Annotated in this window: 15 protein-coding genes; all 15 read right to left on the reverse strand. The window is 62.7% G+C overall.

Annotated elements, in window-relative coordinates; translation table 11 throughout:
- Positions 1–28 precede the first annotated feature (28 nt).
- The 15 genes from trpA to IEX16_RS01605 all read right to left on the reverse strand — a co-directional run bounded on the left by trpA (position 29) and on the right by IEX16_RS01605 (position 15,350).
- Positions 29–862, reverse strand: a complete 834-nt coding sequence (gene trpA, locus IEX16_RS01535) for a tryptophan synthase subunit alpha (RefSeq protein WP_188705884.1) — start codon at positions 860–862, stop codon at positions 29–31.
- Positions 859–2,112 (reverse strand): tryptophan synthase subunit beta, encoded by a 1,254-nt coding sequence (trpB, locus tag IEX16_RS01540; protein WP_188705886.1) that lies wholly within the window; start codon positions 2,110–2,112, stop codon positions 859–861. The genes trpA and trpB overlap by 4 nt, the downstream gene beginning before the upstream one ends.
- Positions 2,090–2,833 (reverse strand): phosphoribosylanthranilate isomerase, encoded by a 744-nt coding sequence (locus IEX16_RS01545; RefSeq protein ID WP_188705887.1) that lies wholly within the window; start codon positions 2,831–2,833, stop codon positions 2,090–2,092. Before IEX16_RS01545 ends, trpB begins: the two co-directional genes overlap by 23 nt.
- Complete coding sequence (gene truA / locus IEX16_RS01550) at positions 2,830–3,612, reverse strand: tRNA pseudouridine(38-40) synthase TruA (protein WP_188705890.1); 783 nt, start codon at positions 3,610–3,612, stop codon at positions 2,830–2,832. Before truA ends, IEX16_RS01545 begins: the two co-directional genes overlap by 4 nt.
- A gap of 31 nt (positions 3,613–3,643) precedes the next feature.
- Complete coding sequence (locus IEX16_RS01555) at positions 3,644–6,265, reverse strand: FimV/HubP family polar landmark protein (protein WP_188705892.1); 2,622 nt, start codon at positions 6,263–6,265, stop codon at positions 3,644–3,646.
- A 259-nt stretch (positions 6,266–6,524) separates the two neighbouring features.
- A complete protein-coding gene (gene asd, locus IEX16_RS01560) occupies positions 6,525–7,691 on the reverse strand; it encodes an aspartate-semialdehyde dehydrogenase (protein WP_188705893.1) in 1,167 nt (388 codons plus the stop codon).
- Positions 7,692–7,979: 288 nt separating this feature from the next.
- Positions 7,980–9,056, reverse strand: coding sequence for a 3-isopropylmalate dehydrogenase (gene leuB, locus IEX16_RS01565; RefSeq protein WP_188705896.1), 1,077 nt, complete (start codon positions 9,054–9,056; stop codon positions 7,980–7,982).
- Positions 9,057–9,138: 82 nt separating this feature from the next.
- Positions 9,139–9,789, reverse strand: coding sequence for a 3-isopropylmalate dehydratase small subunit (leuD, locus tag IEX16_RS01570; RefSeq protein WP_188705898.1), 651 nt, complete (start codon positions 9,787–9,789; stop codon positions 9,139–9,141).
- On the reverse strand, positions 9,789–9,926 hold the full coding sequence (locus IEX16_RS01575; RefSeq protein WP_188705900.1) for an entericidin A/B family lipoprotein: 138 nt from the start codon (positions 9,924–9,926) through the stop codon (positions 9,789–9,791). Before IEX16_RS01575 ends, leuD begins: the two co-directional genes overlap by 1 nt.
- 21 nt (positions 9,927–9,947) lie before the next feature.
- Entirely contained in the window at positions 9,948–11,369 is a 1,422-nt protein-coding gene (leuC, locus tag IEX16_RS01580) for a 3-isopropylmalate dehydratase large subunit (RefSeq protein WP_188705903.1), read from the reverse strand.
- A gap of 37 nt (positions 11,370–11,406) precedes the next feature.
- Positions 11,407–12,345, reverse strand: coding sequence for a LysR family transcriptional regulator (locus tag IEX16_RS01585; RefSeq protein ID WP_188705904.1), 939 nt, complete (start codon positions 12,343–12,345; stop codon positions 11,407–11,409).
- A gap of 184 nt (positions 12,346–12,529) precedes the next feature.
- On the reverse strand, positions 12,530–12,910 hold the full coding sequence (locus tag IEX16_RS01590) for a hypothetical protein (RefSeq protein WP_188705906.1): 381 nt from the start codon (positions 12,908–12,910) through the stop codon (positions 12,530–12,532).
- Positions 12,911–12,992: 82 nt separating this feature from the next.
- Positions 12,993–14,303, reverse strand: a complete 1,311-nt coding sequence (gene gltA, locus IEX16_RS01595; protein WP_188705908.1) for a citrate synthase — start codon at positions 14,301–14,303, stop codon at positions 12,993–12,995.
- A gap of 21 nt (positions 14,304–14,324) precedes the next feature.
- Positions 14,325–14,639, reverse strand: coding sequence for an FAD assembly factor SdhE (locus IEX16_RS01600; RefSeq protein ID WP_188705910.1), 315 nt, complete (start codon positions 14,637–14,639; stop codon positions 14,325–14,327).
- Positions 14,640–14,645: 6 nt separating this feature from the next.
- Complete coding sequence (locus IEX16_RS01605) at positions 14,646–15,350, reverse strand: succinate dehydrogenase iron-sulfur subunit (protein ID WP_188705912.1); 705 nt, start codon at positions 15,348–15,350, stop codon at positions 14,646–14,648.
- Positions 15,351–15,352 lie beyond the last annotated feature (2 nt).

Consider the following 15,352-nt stretch of genomic DNA (forward strand, 5'->3'; position numbering starts at 1 on the left):
CCTTGAGGGCAAACCGGAAAGAAGGGAATTATGCGCGCTTCGCCGGGGCTGTCGATTCATCCAGCGCCTGGCGTATGCCGGCCAGAAAATCGCGCACCACTGCGGCGGCCTGTTCGCGGGGCTGCCCGTCCAGCAGCTGGATGATGCGGGTGCCAATGACCACGGCGTCGGCCACGCGGCTGATGGCCGTGGCCGTGGCCGCGTCGCGGATGCCAAAACCGACGCCGACCGGCACGCTGACATGCTCACGTATGCGAGGCAGCATGGCTTCCACCGCGCCCAGGTCCAGCGCGCCGGAACCGGTCACGCCCTTGAGCGAAACGTAATAGACATAACCACTGGCCACGCCGGCGATCTGCGCCATGCGTTCGGAGGTAGAGGTCGGCGCGAGCAGGAAGATCAGGTCCATGGCGTGGCTGCGCAGCGTGGCAGCAAAAGCCACACATTCCTCAGGCGGGTAGTCCACCACCAGCACGCCGTCCACGCCGGCTGCCGACGCATCGCGCACAAAGCTGTCCTTGCCGCGCTTGAGGTCGTAGGCTTCGATCGGGTTGGCATAACCCATCAGAACGACCGGCGTCTTGCTGTCCTTTTGCCTGAACTGCTGCACCATTGCCAGCACCTGCACCAGACCAATGCCCATGGCCAACGCTTTGTCGCCAGCCTTCTGTATGACAGGTCCGTCGGCGCTGGGGTCTGAAAAAGGCACGCCCAGCTCAATCACGTCGGCCCCGCCTGCGACCATGCTGTGCATCAGCTCGGGTGTGATGTCTGCGTAGGGAAAACCGGCCGTGACGTAGGGAATCAGGGCTTTGCGGTTTTGCGCTTTTAATGCTTCAAAGGTGGCGGCAATGCGGCTCATGTGGCAGCTCCCCCTTTGACTACATGCCCGCGCATCGACGGCCGGTCATAAAAATCCGCACCCGAGAGGTCGGCAACGGTGCCGATGTCCTTGTCGCCGCGGCCTGACAGGTTAACGAGGATGGACTGGTCGGGGCGCATCGTCGGAGCCAGCTTCATCGCGTAGGCAATGGCATGGCTGGATTCGAGCGCGGGGATGATGCCTTCGGTGCGGCACAGGTAATGAAAAGCAGCCAGCGCTTCTGCGTCGGTGATGCCGACGTATTCGGCGCGGCCGATATCTTTCAGGAAGGCGTGTTCGGGACCGACACCGGGGTAGTCCAGGCCGGCGCTGATGCTGTGGGTCTCGGTGACCTGGCCGTCCTCGTTCTGCAGCACATAGGTGCGGTTGCCGTGCAGCACACCCGGGCTGCCGCGTTGCAGCGAGGCCGAATGTTTGCCGCTGTCCATGCCCTCACCGGCCGCTTCGACACCGATCAGGCGCGTGGCTTCGTGCGCGATGTAAGGGTGGAAGATGCCCATGGCGTTGCTGCCGCCGCCGACACAGGCAATCACCGCGTCGGGTTGTTTGCCGCCGGTCATCTCCGGCATCTGCACCAGGCATTCCTCGCCGATCACGCTCTGGAAGTCACGCACCATCATCGGGTAGGGGTGCGGGCCGGCCACGGTGCCGATGATGTAGAAGGTGTTGTCCACATTGGCGACCCAGTCGCGCATGGCTTCGTTGAGCGCGTCCTTCAGCGTCTTGCTGCCAGACTCGACCGGCACCACGGTGGCACCCAGCAGCTTCATGCGGTAAACGTTGGGGCTTTGGCGCTTGACGTCCTCGCTGCCCATGTAGACCACACATTCGAGGTCGTAACGTGCGCAGATGGTGGCGGTGGCCACGCCGTGCTGGCCGGCGCCGGTTTCGGCGATCACGCGTGGTTTGCCCATGCGTTTGGCCAGCATGGCCTGGCCGATGGTGTTGTTGATCTTGTGCGCGCCGGTGTGGTTCAGGTCCTCGCGTTTCAGGTAAATCTGCGCGCCGCCCTGCTCACGGCTGGTGCGCGCCGCATGGTAGACCGGCGAGGGCCGTCCCACAAAATGCGCCAGTTCGTACTGGAATTCGGCGAGGAACTCCGGATCGTGCTGGTATTTGGCATACGCAGCCTTGAGTTCGTTGATCGCGTGGGTCAGTGTTTCGGAGACGAAGCTGCCGCCGTAAATTCCGAAGTGGCCTGTAGTGTCAGGCTGTTGGTAATCGTACATGGTGTCCTGCAAGTAAGTCGTCGGCGGCGCGAACGGCTGCGACGAAATGATGAATCTTGTCGGCGCTTTTGATTCCCTTGAGGGTGGAGCCCCCGGGTGCGGAAATCTCGACGCCCGAACTGACATCGACGGCCAGCGTTTTACAACGCGGCCGCACTTGCAAAATGCCATCGGTCACATTTGCAGGTGTGAGTCCACCAGACAAAACGAGGTGAGCGTTGACGCTTGGAGGAAGAAGTGACCAATTGAATGTTTTTCCGCTGCCCCCGAATCCGTCGACATGGGCGTCGAGCAGGATGGCCTGGGCGGCTTTGAAGTCTTCGACGTATTTTACGAGATCAAAGGCGTCAGCGCCATCAGCGGGGCTTTCATCGAGCGGGATGCGCGCGGCGCGCATGAAGGTGCGTCCTGCCTGCAGGCAGGTTTCCGGCGTTTCATCGCCGTGAAACTGCAGCAGGGCGGTCGGCAGCAAGGCGCACGCTGCAGCGATATCAGCAGCCGATGCATTGACGAAAAGAAGCACCGCCGTCACGAAGGGCGGCAGGCGGCGCGCCAGTTCGGCGGCGCGTTCGGCGCTGACGTGGCGCGGACTGGGTGCGTACATGACAAAACCGACCGCATCCACCCCTGCGGCCACGGCTGCATCCACATCTTCCTCACGTGTCAGGCCGCAGATCTTGATGCGGGTTCTGGTCGATGCAGGGGTGGGTGCGCTGTTCATGGCAACCAATCATAAGCCGCCGTGCGGTCCGGCAGGCCGTAACTGGCGTCGTAACGCGGGCCCAGAAAATACAGACCGTCGGGCGAGAAGGTTGGCGCGGCAACGTCGCGTCTGCGAGCGTCCCGCACCTCCACCATCCAGCCGGGCCGCTGACTGCCCTGGCCAATGGCGACCAGGCAACCCATGATGTTGCGGATCATGTGGTGCAAAAAGGCGTTGGCCTCGAACTCGAATCGCCAATAGCCGGCGCGCTGGGTCACTTCGATGCGCGTGATGGTTTTAACTGGCGTCTTGGCCTGGCACTGGGCGGCGCGGAAGGACGAAAAATCGTGTTCGCCGACGAGGTGAGTGATGGCCTCGCGCATGGCAGCGCCATCCAGCGGGCGGTAGACCCAGCCCACCCGGCCGGCCTCGACGCTGGGGCGCACCGTCGACTCCAGCAGCACGTAGGCATAACGTCGGCTGGTGGCGCTGCCGCGGCAGTGGAAGGCATCGGGAACCGCGTGCGCCCATTGCACGGCAATATCGCGCGGAAGAAAGGCATTGGTGCCGCGCACCCAGGAGGGCAGCTCGCGCGCAAGGGCGGTATCAAAGTGAACCACCTGCATCAGCGCGTGGACACCGGCATCAGTGCGCCCCGCGCACAAGGTGCGTATCGGCTGGTCGGCGAACTTGCCGAGTGCTTTTTCGAGTTGGTCCTGCACGGTCTTGCCGGACAACTGGCTCTGCCAGCCTTGGTAGGCGCTGCCGTTGTAGCTCAGGCCCAGAGCGAGCCTCACGGGTGGCCCTCAGGGGAAAGGCACAAAAGCTTCAGGCCAGGGCGTTGAGGAAAGCCTGGGCCTTGGCCTTGAGCGAACCACTCGACTGCGCCAGAACTTCTTCGGCCAGCGAACGCGCGCCATCGGCATCACCGATCGCACGGAACTCTTCAGCCAGCGCGAACTTGGTCTCCAGCGGGTCTTCCAGGTCCATCGACGGTAAGGGTGCGAATGCCGATGCCGGCGCGGGCGTGATGTCCTGGCTCTCGGTGGTCGGGCCGTCGAGGTCCAGCGACAGCGCACCCATGTCGAACTCGAGCATGCCGCCAGATGTATCCAGCGGTGTGGCCGCCGTGGTAACGGCCGGTTCGTCGGTGGTAAAGCTCAGGCCGGCATCCATGGATGGCAGGGGCTCGGCAATCGCCGGGGCGGGCGCCGCGGTCGGCATGGCCAGCGTCGCCGAACTGAAGTCCATCCCGTTGTCCAGTGGAGCCGCCGCAGTGATGACTGGCATGGCCAAGGTCTGTTCGGTGCGTGCGACAGGTGCGGGCGCCGGTGTATCGTCTCCCATCGAAAAATCAAGATCGAGGTCGAAGTCAACCGCCGATGCCTCAGGCTCAGGGGCGATTTGCGGGGCTTGCGGCGAGGATTGGGTTGCAAAAGAGGCGCTAGCAATTCCTACTGCAGCGATCGCAGCGGCAGAGGGAGGCTGGCCATCAGGCTGGTACATCGGGTTGCCCGGGTCCAGGTCACGACCCATTTCAGCCATGTGCGCCCACTCGACCCCGTGGCCCTTGGTCTGGTTGAAGGCATCAGTGGCCACCGATGCAAAAGCGGCAGTGTCCCGGCGTTTCGCATAAATTTCCATCAGCTTGGCATGGATGGCAATCCGGGTCGGGCTGACACGTATGGCTTCCTTGAGGATCTCCTCGGCCTGCAGGTCGCGGCCGTAAGCCAGGTAGACATCGGCTTCAGCCACCGGGTCCACGTCGCCGGCGGCATCGAGTTGGCTGGGCGAATACACCATGGACGAGCCGGTGACATTGGCCTCATTGGTGTCGATGCGCTGGCCGCCGCTGGCGCCGAAGAAGGAGTCGGGCTGCAGGCGGCTTTCCAGGAAGGAGCTGTCCACGGCGACGGAATTTTTGCGCTGGCGCGCGCGGTAAACGCCCAGAGCCAACAACAGCAGCAGCAAGATGGCGGCGCCGGCGAGGAGCAGGGGGTTTTCAAGCAGCTCGTCAACCAGGCTCGGCTCTGGCGGAGGAGGGGGCGGCGCCACCACTGGTTTTTTCGCGGGCACAGTCGCCGGTGCTGCCGCACTGGCTGCTGGTGCTGCGGTTACCGCAGCGCTGGCCGCAGGCAGGGCCACAGTTGCGGCAGGGGTGGGGGTGAGGACGGCTGCGGTGCTGCTGGCCGGCGCCATGGGTGTAGCCGGTGCGGTGGCAGTGGGCGAAGTGCCTGCCAGAGCGGCGGGGCTGGTAATTGCGACGCCGGGCGCCGGGGATGCCGGTGCGGGTGCAACCGGTGCTGCAGCGGCCGCTGGCGTGGACGGAGCGCCCAGCTTGTTCAAGTCGGCGATATTTTTTGACAGCTCGGCGACGCGCGCTGCTGCTTCCTTGGACTGGCGATCTTGCGCAATTTTTTCTTCCGCTGCGGCCTTGCCCTGGACAGCCCCTTTGGACAGGGTCAGCTTGTCGGGCGTTGCGGCGGCCGGTGCCTTGTCCTCCACCTTGGCCTGGACCTGGCCCGCAGCCTGACGGTCGGCGCCGGCGGTCTGGGTGGCGGGTGCGCTTTCGGCAAGCTTGCGACGGAAAGAATTGAAGTCACGGCTTTGCGCGACGATGGTTCGGCTGGCCTCGCTGGCAGAGAGAGCTTCAGCCTGGTCGGCGCTTGGCACTTCCAGCACGGCGCCGGCCTTGAGGCGGTTGACATTGCCGCCTATGAAGGCATCCGGATTGCTGCGTAGCAGCGCCACCAGCATCTGGTCCAGCGAGATGCTGGCGGGTTTGGTTTGTGCCGCGATCTTGCCGGCGGTGTCTCCGGTTTTAACGGTGAAAGTCTGGCCGCCGGGTGATGGGGCGCGGCTTGTGACAGCGGGGGCCGGTGTTGGCGGTACAGCAGGCCGGACGGCGGGCGGGCTGGGCGGCGAAAAGGGAACGGCGGCCGGTGTCGGTGCCGGCGGCAGCGTGGCGACCGGTGCGGGAGGCCGTGATACCACCGGCGGGATCGGTGCGGGCATGGGCCGCGCGGTGGAGCGCAGGTTCGGCGGATCAAACAACATCGTGTAGTCACGCACGATGCGCCCGGACGCCCATCGGGCTTCCAGAATCAAATCGACAAAAGGTTCGCTGACAGGTCTGTCACTGCTCAAACGCAGATAAGACCGCCCGTCGGGCCTGCGCTGCAGGGTGATCTGCACATTGGTGACGGCGGCACTGTACTCCAGGCCGGCGGCTTTGAAGGCATCGGCACTGGCGACGCTGGTGCGCAGGCTGGCGGCCTCCTCTGCATTGATCTCGGCAATGTCGATTTCGGCCCGCAAGGGTTCGCCGAGTGCAGACTGGACGGTAACCCGGCCCAAACCCAGGGCCAAAACCGGCAAACTGGCAAAACTGCCGGACAGGGCAACAGCAGCTGCTACCGCTCCGATACGCCAACGGCGAGGATGATTCATGGGAATGTGAGCCTCCGGTGCTCCGTCTGCATCAAATTTTATTCTGCTGGTCCGCACAAAAACCCCTGCGCTAATTTCCGACAAACAACATTAACATCAAGGGATTAGGCTGACAAGCTAAGACAGCACTTAAGTTTTGACACGCGGGGTTAGCATCACTTACAAGTTTCGGTTGTTGTCTGACGACAACGTCTCGTCACAAGTAGTTACGGTTGCGGACGCCAGCAATGGCGGGCCGCTGTACATGCGGCCCGCATTGTCAGGCTTGAAGAAGAATGCGCAACATGCGGCGCAGCGGTTCGGCCGCACCCCAGAGCAACTGGTCGCCGACGGTGAAGGCGCCGAGGTAGTCGCCACCCATGGCGAGTTTGCGCAGGCGTCCGACGGGAATGTTCATGGTGCCGGTGACGGCCACGGGCGTCAGGTCGGTGATGCTGGCCTCGCGCGTGTTCGGCACGACTTTCACCCACTCATTGTCGGCGGCGATCATGGCCTCGATGTCGGCCAGCGGCACATCCTTCTTGAGTTTGAAGGTCAGCGCCTGGCTGTGGCAGCGCATCGCGCCGATTCGCACGCAAAAGCCGTCCACCGGCGTTTCGGCCGTGCCGAAGCTGGCCCCCTGGCCCAGGATCTTGTTGGTCTCGGCGCCGCCTTTCCATTCCTCCTTGGACATCCCCCAACCCGGCTCGTCCCGGTTTTTGCCGATCCCCAGGTCCTTGTCGATCCAGGGGATCAGCGAGCCGCCCAGCGGCACGCCGAAGTTGGTCATTTCTGCGGCTGACAGCGATTGCTGTTTCGCCAGCACGCGGCGATCGATCTCCAGAATGGCTGATTTCGGGTCGTCCAGCAGCGCGCGGACTTCGGCGTTGAGCGTGCCGTACTGCGTCAGCAGTTCGCGCATGTGCTGGGCGCCGCCGCCGGATGCTGCCTGGTAAGTCATGGACGTCATCCACTCGACCAGGCCGGCCTTGTACAGCGCGCCCACACCCATCAGCATGCAGCTCACGGTGCAGTTGCCGCCAATCCAGTTCTTGCCGCCTTTGGCCAGAGCGTTCTGGATCACAGGCAAGTTGACCGGGTCCAGCACGATGATGGCGTCATCATTCATGCGCAGGGTCGACGCGGCGTCGATCCAGTGGCCGGTCCAGCCGGCGGCACGCAGTTTGGGATAGACCTCGGAGGTGTAGTCGCCGCCCTGGGCGGTCAGGATCACGTCGCACTTCTTCAGGGCCTCGATGTCGAAGGCGTCTTTCAGGGTGGTTTCGTTTTTCGCCTGGGCCGGGGCTTTGCCGCCGGCGTTGGAAGTCGAAAAGAAGACCGGCTCGATCAGGTCGAAGTCGCCTTCGGCCTGCATGCGGTCGATCAGCACCGAGCCGACCATGCCGCGCCAGCCGACGAGTCCCGTGAGATTGCCCTTGAGTTTCATGATGTCGCCCTTCAAAAAGTCAGAAATACGGCTTTTTGGCCCGGCTCATCGAGCCGGCAGGGCACGACGAACTAGGCTTGTCAGCCTTTAATGGTGGTCGTTTTGGTGGTCTGGGCAAAAACCGGCGCAGCGCTGATAGCGCGCGAAGCGGCGACAAAGCGGGTGGAAGCGGGGTTTTTACGCATGGGACTATTGTAATCACGGCGGGCCGGACCGGCGCCGCGCGGGCGCCATTTGCCGGCCTGGCCTGTGGTAGCCAGCCAACGACCAAGCGCTGGTGGCGACGTTTCAGGACTGGCTGAGGGCTTTCACGACCGCATCACCCATCTGCACCGTGCCGACTTTGGTCGTGCCTTCGCTGAAGATGTCCGGTGTGCGCAGGCCTTGCGTCAAAACCGCGTCCACGGCTTTTTCGATACGCACGGCGGCTTCCGGCTGGTTCAGGCTGAAACGCAGCATCATGGCCGCGCTCAGGATGGTGGCCAGCGGATTGGCCACGCCCTTGCCGGCGATGTCCGGCGCGCTGCCGTGGCTGGGCTCGTACAGGCCCTGGTTTTTGGTGTTCAGGCTGGCCGAGGGCAACATGCCGATGGAGCCGGTCAGCATGGCGGCGGCGTCGGACAGGATGTCGCCGAACATGTTGCCTGTCACCACCACGTCGAACTTCTTGGGCGCCTTCACCAGTTGCATGGCGGCGTTGTCCACATACATATGGTCCAGCGCGACGTCGGGGTATTCCTTGCCGATCTCGGTGAGCACGTCTTTCCAGAGCTGGAAGGTCTCCAGCACATTAGCCTTGTCGACGCTGGTGACGCGGCTGCTGCGCTTGCGCGCCGCCTGGAAGGCAACGTGGGCGATGCGCTGGATCTCGGGCCGCGAGTAACGCATGGTGTCGAAAGCTTCCTCGGCGCCGGGGAAGTGGCCGTCGGGCGACACACGGCGGCCGCGCGGCTGGCCGAAATAGATGTCGCCGGTCAGCTCGCGGATGATCAGGATGTCCAGGCCGGACACCAGTTCGCGTTTCAGGCTGGAAGCATCGACCAGCTGCGGGTAACAAATGGCCGGGCGGAAGTTGGCGAACAGGCCGAGGTTCTTGCGCAGGCCGAGGATGGCCTGCTCGGGACGCAGCGGCCGGTCCAGCGTGTCGTACTTCCAGTCGCCGACGGCGCCGAACAGGATGGCGTCGGATTCTTTGGCCAGTTTCAGGGTGGCGTCCGGCAGCGGATGGCCATGGGCGTCGTAGGCGGCGCCGCCGACCAGCGCGGTCTCGGTTTCAAATTTCAGGTCGAGCGCGTGCAGGACCTTGACGGCTTCTGCGACGATTTCAGTGCCAATGCCGTCACCCGGGAGAATTGCGATTTTCATGACTGGTCTTTTCTATTTACTATGAATTTGATAGCTGAAAGCCCCCGGAGGGCGGGGGCTGGTGGCCGATTTGTCTTGAATATCAGGCGGCCAGGCGGTTCGCCAGCCAGGGCTTGGTCGCCAGCCGTTCGGCTTCAAAGGCCTTGATCTTGTCGCTCTGGCGCAGGGTCAGGCCGATGTCGTCATAGCCGCCGAGCAGGCAGAATTTTTTGAAGGCCTGCACCTCGAAGGCAATTTCCTCGCCCTGCGGCCTGATCACCACCTGGCGCTCCAGGTCGATGGTCAGCTGGTAACCGGGGAAGGCCAGCGCCTCGTCGAACAACTGGCCGACCTGGGTGTCGCTCAGGACGATGGGCAAGAGGCCGTTCTTGAAACTGTTGTTGAAAAAGATGTCGGCATAACTGGGCGCGATGATGGCGCGAAAACCGTACTGGTCCAGCGCCCAGGGCGCGTGTTCGCGCGAGGAGCCGCAGCCGAAGTTCTTGCGCGCCAGCAGGATGGACGCGCCCTTGTAACGCGGCTGGTTCAGCACGAAGTCCGGATTCGGGCGCCGGCTGGCCGGGTCCTGGCCGGGGAAGCCGGGGTCCAGGTAACGCCAGGCATCAAACAGGTTGGGGCCAAAGCCGGTCTTGCGGATGGACTTGAGGAACTGCTTGGGGATGATCGCGTCGGTATCGACGTTTTCGCGGTCCATCGGAGCCACCAGGCCCTTGTGCACGGTGAAGGGCTTCATTATTTCTTCGCCTTGTCTTCAATCTTCTCGCCGACCTTTTGCAGGTCTTGTCCAAAGCCTCGGGCGGTGTTGCAGCCGGCCAGCATAAAAGCGATGGCAGCCAGCGACAGTACGAGCAGCGGAGTGATTTTTTTCATGAGGACTCTCCTGAGTGGGGGTTAGGAAAATTTTCGGATATCGACAAAATGGCCGTGCACGGCGGCAGCCGCCGCCATCGCCGGACTCACCAGGTGGGTGCGGCCGCCGGCGCCCTGCCGGCCTTCGAAGTTGCGGTTGCTGGTGGATGCGCAACGTTCACCCGGCTCGAGACGGTCGGCGTTCATGGCCAGGCACATGGAGCAACCCGGTTCGCGCCATTCAAAACCGGCGGCGACAAAAATCTTGTCCAGGCCTTCGCGTTCGGCCTGTTCCTTGACCAGGCCGGAGCCGGGCACCACCATCGCCAGTTTCACATTGCCGGCGACCTTCTGGCCGATCTTTTGCACCATGGCGGCGGCTTCGCGCATGTCTTCGATGCGGCTGTTGGTGCAGGAGCCGATGAAGACCTTGTCCACCATGATGTCGTTGATGGCCTTGCCGGGCTGCAGGCCCATGTAGGTCAGCGCGCGTTCGATGGCGTCGCGCTTGTTGGCGTCTTTTTCCTTGTCCGGGTCGGGCACGCGGTCGTCGATGGACAGCACCATCTCTGGCGAGGTGCCCCAGGTGACCTGCGGTCGGATCTGGGCGGCGTCAAGCTTGACCACAGTGTCGAACCTGGCATCTGGGTCGGACTGCAGGGTGCTCCAGTAGGCGGCGGCCTGGTCCCACTCGATGCCGGTGGGCGCCAGCGGCCGGCCCTTGACGTAGGCAATTGTTTTGTCGTCCACCGCCACCAGGCCGGCGCGGGCGCCGGCTTCAATCGCCATGTTGCAGACCGTCATGCGACCTTCCATGCTTAGCGCGCGGATGGCCGGGCCGCCAAACTCGATGGTGTAGCCGGTGCCGCCCGCCGTGCCGATCTTGCCGATGATGGCCAGCACGATGTCCTTGCCGGTCAGGCCGGGCCCCAGCTTGCCATCCACATAGACCAGCATGTTCTTGGCTTTTTTGGCCAGCAGGGTCTGCGTGGCCATCACGTGTTCGACCTCGCTGGTGCCTATGCCGTGCGCCAGCGCGCCGAAGGCACCGTGGGTCGAGGTGTGCGAATCGCCGCAGACCACCGTCATGCCCGGCAAGGTGGCGCCGCTTTCGGGGCCGATCACGTGCACGATGCCCTGGCGTTTGGACAGGAAGGGAAAGTAGGCCGCCGCGCCAAATTCGGCAATGTTGCTGTCCAGCGTGGTGATCTGTTCTTTGCTGACCAGATCGGTGATGCCGTCGTAGCCGAGCTCCCAGCCGGTGGTCGGCGTGTTGTGGTCGGCGGTGGCGACGATGGAGCTGATGCGCCAGACTTTGCGGCCGGCCTCGCGCAGCCCCTCAAAGGCCTGCGGGCTGGTGACCTCGTGCACCAGGTGCCGGTCGATGTAGAGGATGGCGGTGCCGTCTTCTTCGGTGTGGACGACGTGTTCGTCCCAGATCTTGTCGTAAAGGGTGCGTCCCATTGTTTTTCCTTCGTGGTTTCTTGCTGATTTTAATTTGTTAGCCCGCGGCGGTAGCGGGCAGGGCAGCGTGCGTGGTCAGGTGATCGACCAGCAGGCGAGCCGTGACTGGCAGGCTGGAAAAGTCGCGCGCCACCAGCTCAATCTGGCGCGTCGCCCAAGGGTTGGTCAGGGCCACGGCTTCGAGTTCACCGACGCCGTGCATCAGTTCGAAGGCGCGCTGCGGCATGACACCGACACCCAGGCGGTTGTGGATCATGCGGCACATGGCGTCGAGGCCGGTCACATGAATGCGCAGCTTGATGGTGCGGCCGGCCAGTGCAGCGGCGTCGCGCATCGCCAGGTAAATCGAGCTGTTCGAATGCAGGCCGACATGGTCGAAGTCCAGCGTGTCTTCAAACGCGACGGCGTCCTGCTCGCCCAGCGGATGGCCGCGCGGCACGATCAGCACCAGACTGTCCTGACGGTAGGGCAAGGCCTGCAGGCCGCCGATGCCGTCAGCGGTGTTGCAGATGCCGAGGTCCGCCGCGCCTTCCTGCACCGCGCGCACAACTTCCGTGCTCAGGTGTTCTTCGAGGTCGACCTTGACCTCCGGGTGTTGGCTGGTGAAAGCGCCCAAGTCTTCCGGTAAAAACTGCACGATGGCCGAGATGCTGGCGTGCACCCGCACGTGGCCGCGCACGCCAGCCGCGTATTCGCTGAGTTCACCCTGCATTTTCTCGAGGCTGAACAGCACCGAGCGCGCATGGTGCAGCAGGCTTTGTCCAGCCGGCGTCAGGTCCACGCCGCGGGTGTGGCGGTAGAGCAGCGGCGTGTCGAGCGCGGCTTCGAGGTCCGAGAGCCGCTTGCTGACGGCAGAGGCTGCAATGAACTCGCGCTCGGCGGCTTTGCCGATACTGCCGAGCTCGCACACCGCGACAAACAATTGCAGCGAGGTCAGGTCGATACGGCGGGCAAAGTTGCGTTCAGAGCTAGCCAAAGTCATCTCCATGCACGATGAATATTCCATTTTGGCCTCATGCAGACGTTTTTGCCATCGTGAAATGCGATGGGTGACATGCCTGCAGGGGCGGGCGCCGGAGACTGGCTGGCAATCCATGGGTTTTGGGCCCTCAGCCCATACCCGGTCAACGTAGCCAGCTATTAATTTAATATCGGATGACTCACTCAGCGATTTTGTCCGGAGCCAGCTCGCGGACTCGCGGATCCACGTTGTAGCCGCCGAACTCGGTGTAACGCATCAAGTGCCGGTCGCAACGGCTGCAGTGCCAGACATCGCAGCGGTTGTAGGGGAAGAAGGCCGGCGCCACCGGGGCCTGAGGCGAGTCGTAACGCGTGCCCTCGGGATGGAACTCCTCCAGCGTCGGCTCGTCTTCTTCAGGGTCGCGCAACGTGGCGACCTGGGTCATCTGCCCAGCCTCCCAGCGGTACTCGGCCAGGCTTTCCCAACCCGCGCAGGGGCCGAGGGCGCAGCTGCAGGGCCGCGGCAGCGCGGCGCCGGCGATGGCGGTGCGTAATTCGTCAGCGGTTTTGATGGGTTTCAACAGGAAAGTCCGAAAAAAAATCAGGCGGAAAAAAGCCCGCCGGTGTTGCCACGGGCGGGCCGCATTCAAACATGCCGGCGAATCAACGTGCGTTCAGGGGCTTCACGTTGCGTGTCACCGAGCCGTCGAATAGCTGGCGCGGGCGGCCGATCTTGTACTCGGGGTCGCCGATCATTTCATTGAGCTGGGCGATCCAGCCGACGGTGCGAGCCAGTGCAAAAATCGCAGTGAACAGCGGCACCGGGATGCCGATGGCGCGCTGCACGATACCGGAGTAGAAGTCCACATTGGGGTAGAGCTTGCGCGAGACGAAGTAGTCGTCTTCCAGCGCGATTTTTTCCAGCGCCATGGCCAGCTTGAACAGCGGGTCGTTTTCCAGGCCCATCTCATGCAGCACTTCCTTGCAGGTTTCCTGCATGAGTTTGGCGCGCGGATCATAGTTCTTGTAGACGCGGTGGCCAAAACCCATCAGCTTGACGCCGGAGTTCTTGTCCTTGACCTGCTTGATGAAGTCGCCGATGTTCTCGATGCCGCCGTTTTTCTGGATGTCGCCCAGCATGTTGAGCGCCGCTTCATTGGCGCCGCCGTGGGCCGGGCCCCAGAGGCAAGCCACGCCGGCAGCAATCGCCGCAAACGGGTTGGTGCCGGACGAACCGCATAGGCGAACCGTGGAGGTAGAGGCGTTCTGCTCGTGGTCGGCATGCAAAATGAAGATGCGGTCCAGCGCGCGTTCGAGCACCGGGTTGACCTTGTACTCTTCACATGGCGTGGCAAACATCATGTGCAGGAAGTTGCCGGCGTAGCTGAGGTTGTTCTTCGGGTACATGTAGGGCTGGCCCACGGTGTACTTGTACGCCATTGCGACCAATGTCGGCATCTTGGCGATCAGGCGGATCGCCGAAATGTCGCGGTGCTCGGGATTGGTGATATCGGTGCTGTCATGGTAGAAGGCCGACAAGGCGCCAACCAGACCGGTCATGATGGCCATCGGGTGCGCGTCGCGGCGGAAGCCGCGCAGGAAAAACTGCATCTGCTCGTTGACCATGGTGTGGTTGGTCACGCGACCGGTGAAATCCTTCTTCTGGTCGGCGTTTGGCAATTCTCCGTAGAGCAGCAGGTGGCAGGTTTCCATGTAGTCGCAGTTGGTTGCCAGCTGCTCGATCGGGTAGCCGCGGTACAGCAGCTCGCCCTTGTCGCCGTCGATGTAGGTGATGGCCGACTGGCAGGACGCCGTTGACAGGAAGCCCGGGTCATAGGTGAACATGCCGGTCTGCGCATACAGCTTGCGGATATCAACCACGTCGGGACCGACCGTGCCCCGGTAGACCGGAAGCTCAACACTGGGGCTGCCATTGCTGAAGGAGAGGGTGGCTTTGTTGTCAGCGAGCTTCATATCTTCGTCTTTCTTGTCAAATCAAATAGAGGCAGTCAGGGGGCCTGTTGCTGCAGCGCGAATCAAGTTTAAAACCTGTAGCGCTTCGTAAGTAGAGGCACTTACCTGAGCGTTAGTTTCGGAAAGCTGGGCAGGCTCCCGGCGTTGGAGCAACAGGTCCAGCAAATCGTTATCAGACAGGTCCATTAAATCATTCAAGCCTTTAGCCTGACTGACGGTAAGCGTTGCCTCATGGCGCCTGAAAAACTTCTCGATCAGCAAGTCGTTTTCAAGCAAACCACGGCGACAGCGCCACTTCAGTTTGCTCATCGCGCGTTCGTCGAGAAGTTCGTTCATTGATTTCTAGACAGTGCGCAGGATCATCATTTCCTTGATCTTGCCGATGGCCTTGCTGGGATTCAGTCCCTTGGGGCAAACATCGACGCAATTCATGATGGTGTGGCAGCGGAACAGGCGGTAAGGGTCTTCGAGGTTGTCCAGGCGCTCGGCGGTGGCTTCGTCGCGGCTGTCAGACAGAAACCGATAGGCCTGTAGCAGGCCGGCCGGGCCGACAAACTTGTCCGGGTTCCACCAAAAGCTGGGGCAGGCGGTGGAGCAGCTAGCGCACAGGATGCACTCGTACAGGCCGTTGAGCTCATCACGCTCTTCCGGGCTTTGCAGGCGCTCTTTTTCGGGCGGTACGTTGTCGTTGATCAGGTAAGGCCTGATCGAGTTGTACTGCTTGAAGAAGTCGGTCATGTCGACGATCAAATCGCGCACCACGGGCAGGCCAGGCAGCGGCTTGAGAACGATGGTGCCCGGCAGGGTCCGCATGTTGGTCAGGCAGGCCAGGCCGTTCTTGCCGTTGATGTTCATCGCGTCAGAACCGCAAACGCCTTCACGGCAGGAACGGCGGAAAGAGATGGTCGGATCCTGCGCCTTGAGCTTCATCAGGGCGTCGAGAAGCATGCGCTCGCTGCCATCGAGCTCGACCTCTATGGTCTGCATGTAGGGTTTGGCGTCCTGATCGGGGTCGTAGCGGTAGATCTTGAATGTGCGTATGGTCATGG

Source organism: Polaromonas eurypsychrophila (assembly GCF_014641715.1).
GTDB lineage: Bacteria > Pseudomonadota > Gammaproteobacteria > Burkholderiales > Burkholderiaceae_C > Polaromonas > Polaromonas eurypsychrophila.

Excerpts from the sequence above, each read along its gene's own strand:
- IEX16_RS01545 (WP_188705887.1), bottom strand. The coding sequence starts at position 2,833 with ATGAACAGCGCACCCACCCCTGCATCGACCAGAACCCGCATCAAGATC.
- IEX16_RS01555 (WP_188705892.1), bottom strand. The coding sequence starts at position 6,265 with ATGAATCATCCTCGCCGTTGGCGTATCGGAGCGGTAGCAGCTGCTGTT.
- IEX16_RS01605 (WP_188705912.1), bottom strand. The coding sequence starts at position 15,350 with ATGACCATACGCACATTCAAGATCTACCGCTACGACCCCGATCAGGAC.
- leuD (WP_188705898.1), bottom strand. The coding sequence starts at position 9,789 with ATGAAGCCCTTCACCGTGCACAAGGGCCTGGTGGCTCCGATGGACCGC.
- gltA (WP_188705908.1), bottom strand. The coding sequence starts at position 14,303 with ATGAAGCTCGCTGACAACAAAGCCACCCTCTCCTTCAGCAATGGCAGC.
- leuC (WP_188705903.1), bottom strand. The coding sequence starts at position 11,369 with ATGGGACGCACCCTTTACGACAAGATCTGGGACGAACACGTCGTCCAC.
- trpA (WP_188705884.1), bottom strand. The coding sequence starts at position 862 with ATGAGCCGCATTGCCGCCACCTTTGAAGCATTAAAAGCGCAAAACCGC.
- asd (WP_188705893.1), bottom strand. The coding sequence starts at position 7,691 with ATGAAACTCAAGGGCAATCTCACGGGACTCGTCGGCTGGCGCGGCATG.
- leuB (WP_188705896.1), bottom strand. The coding sequence starts at position 9,056 with ATGAAAATCGCAATTCTCCCGGGTGACGGCATTGGCACTGAAATCGTC.
- IEX16_RS01575 (WP_188705900.1), bottom strand. The coding sequence starts at position 9,926 with ATGAAAAAAATCACTCCGCTGCTCGTACTGTCGCTGGCTGCCATCGCT.
- trpB (WP_188705886.1), bottom strand. The coding sequence starts at position 2,112 with ATGTACGATTACCAACAGCCTGACACTACAGGCCACTTCGGAATTTAC.
- IEX16_RS01600 (WP_188705910.1), bottom strand. The coding sequence starts at position 14,639 with ATGAACGAACTTCTCGACGAACGCGCGATGAGCAAACTGAAGTGGCGC.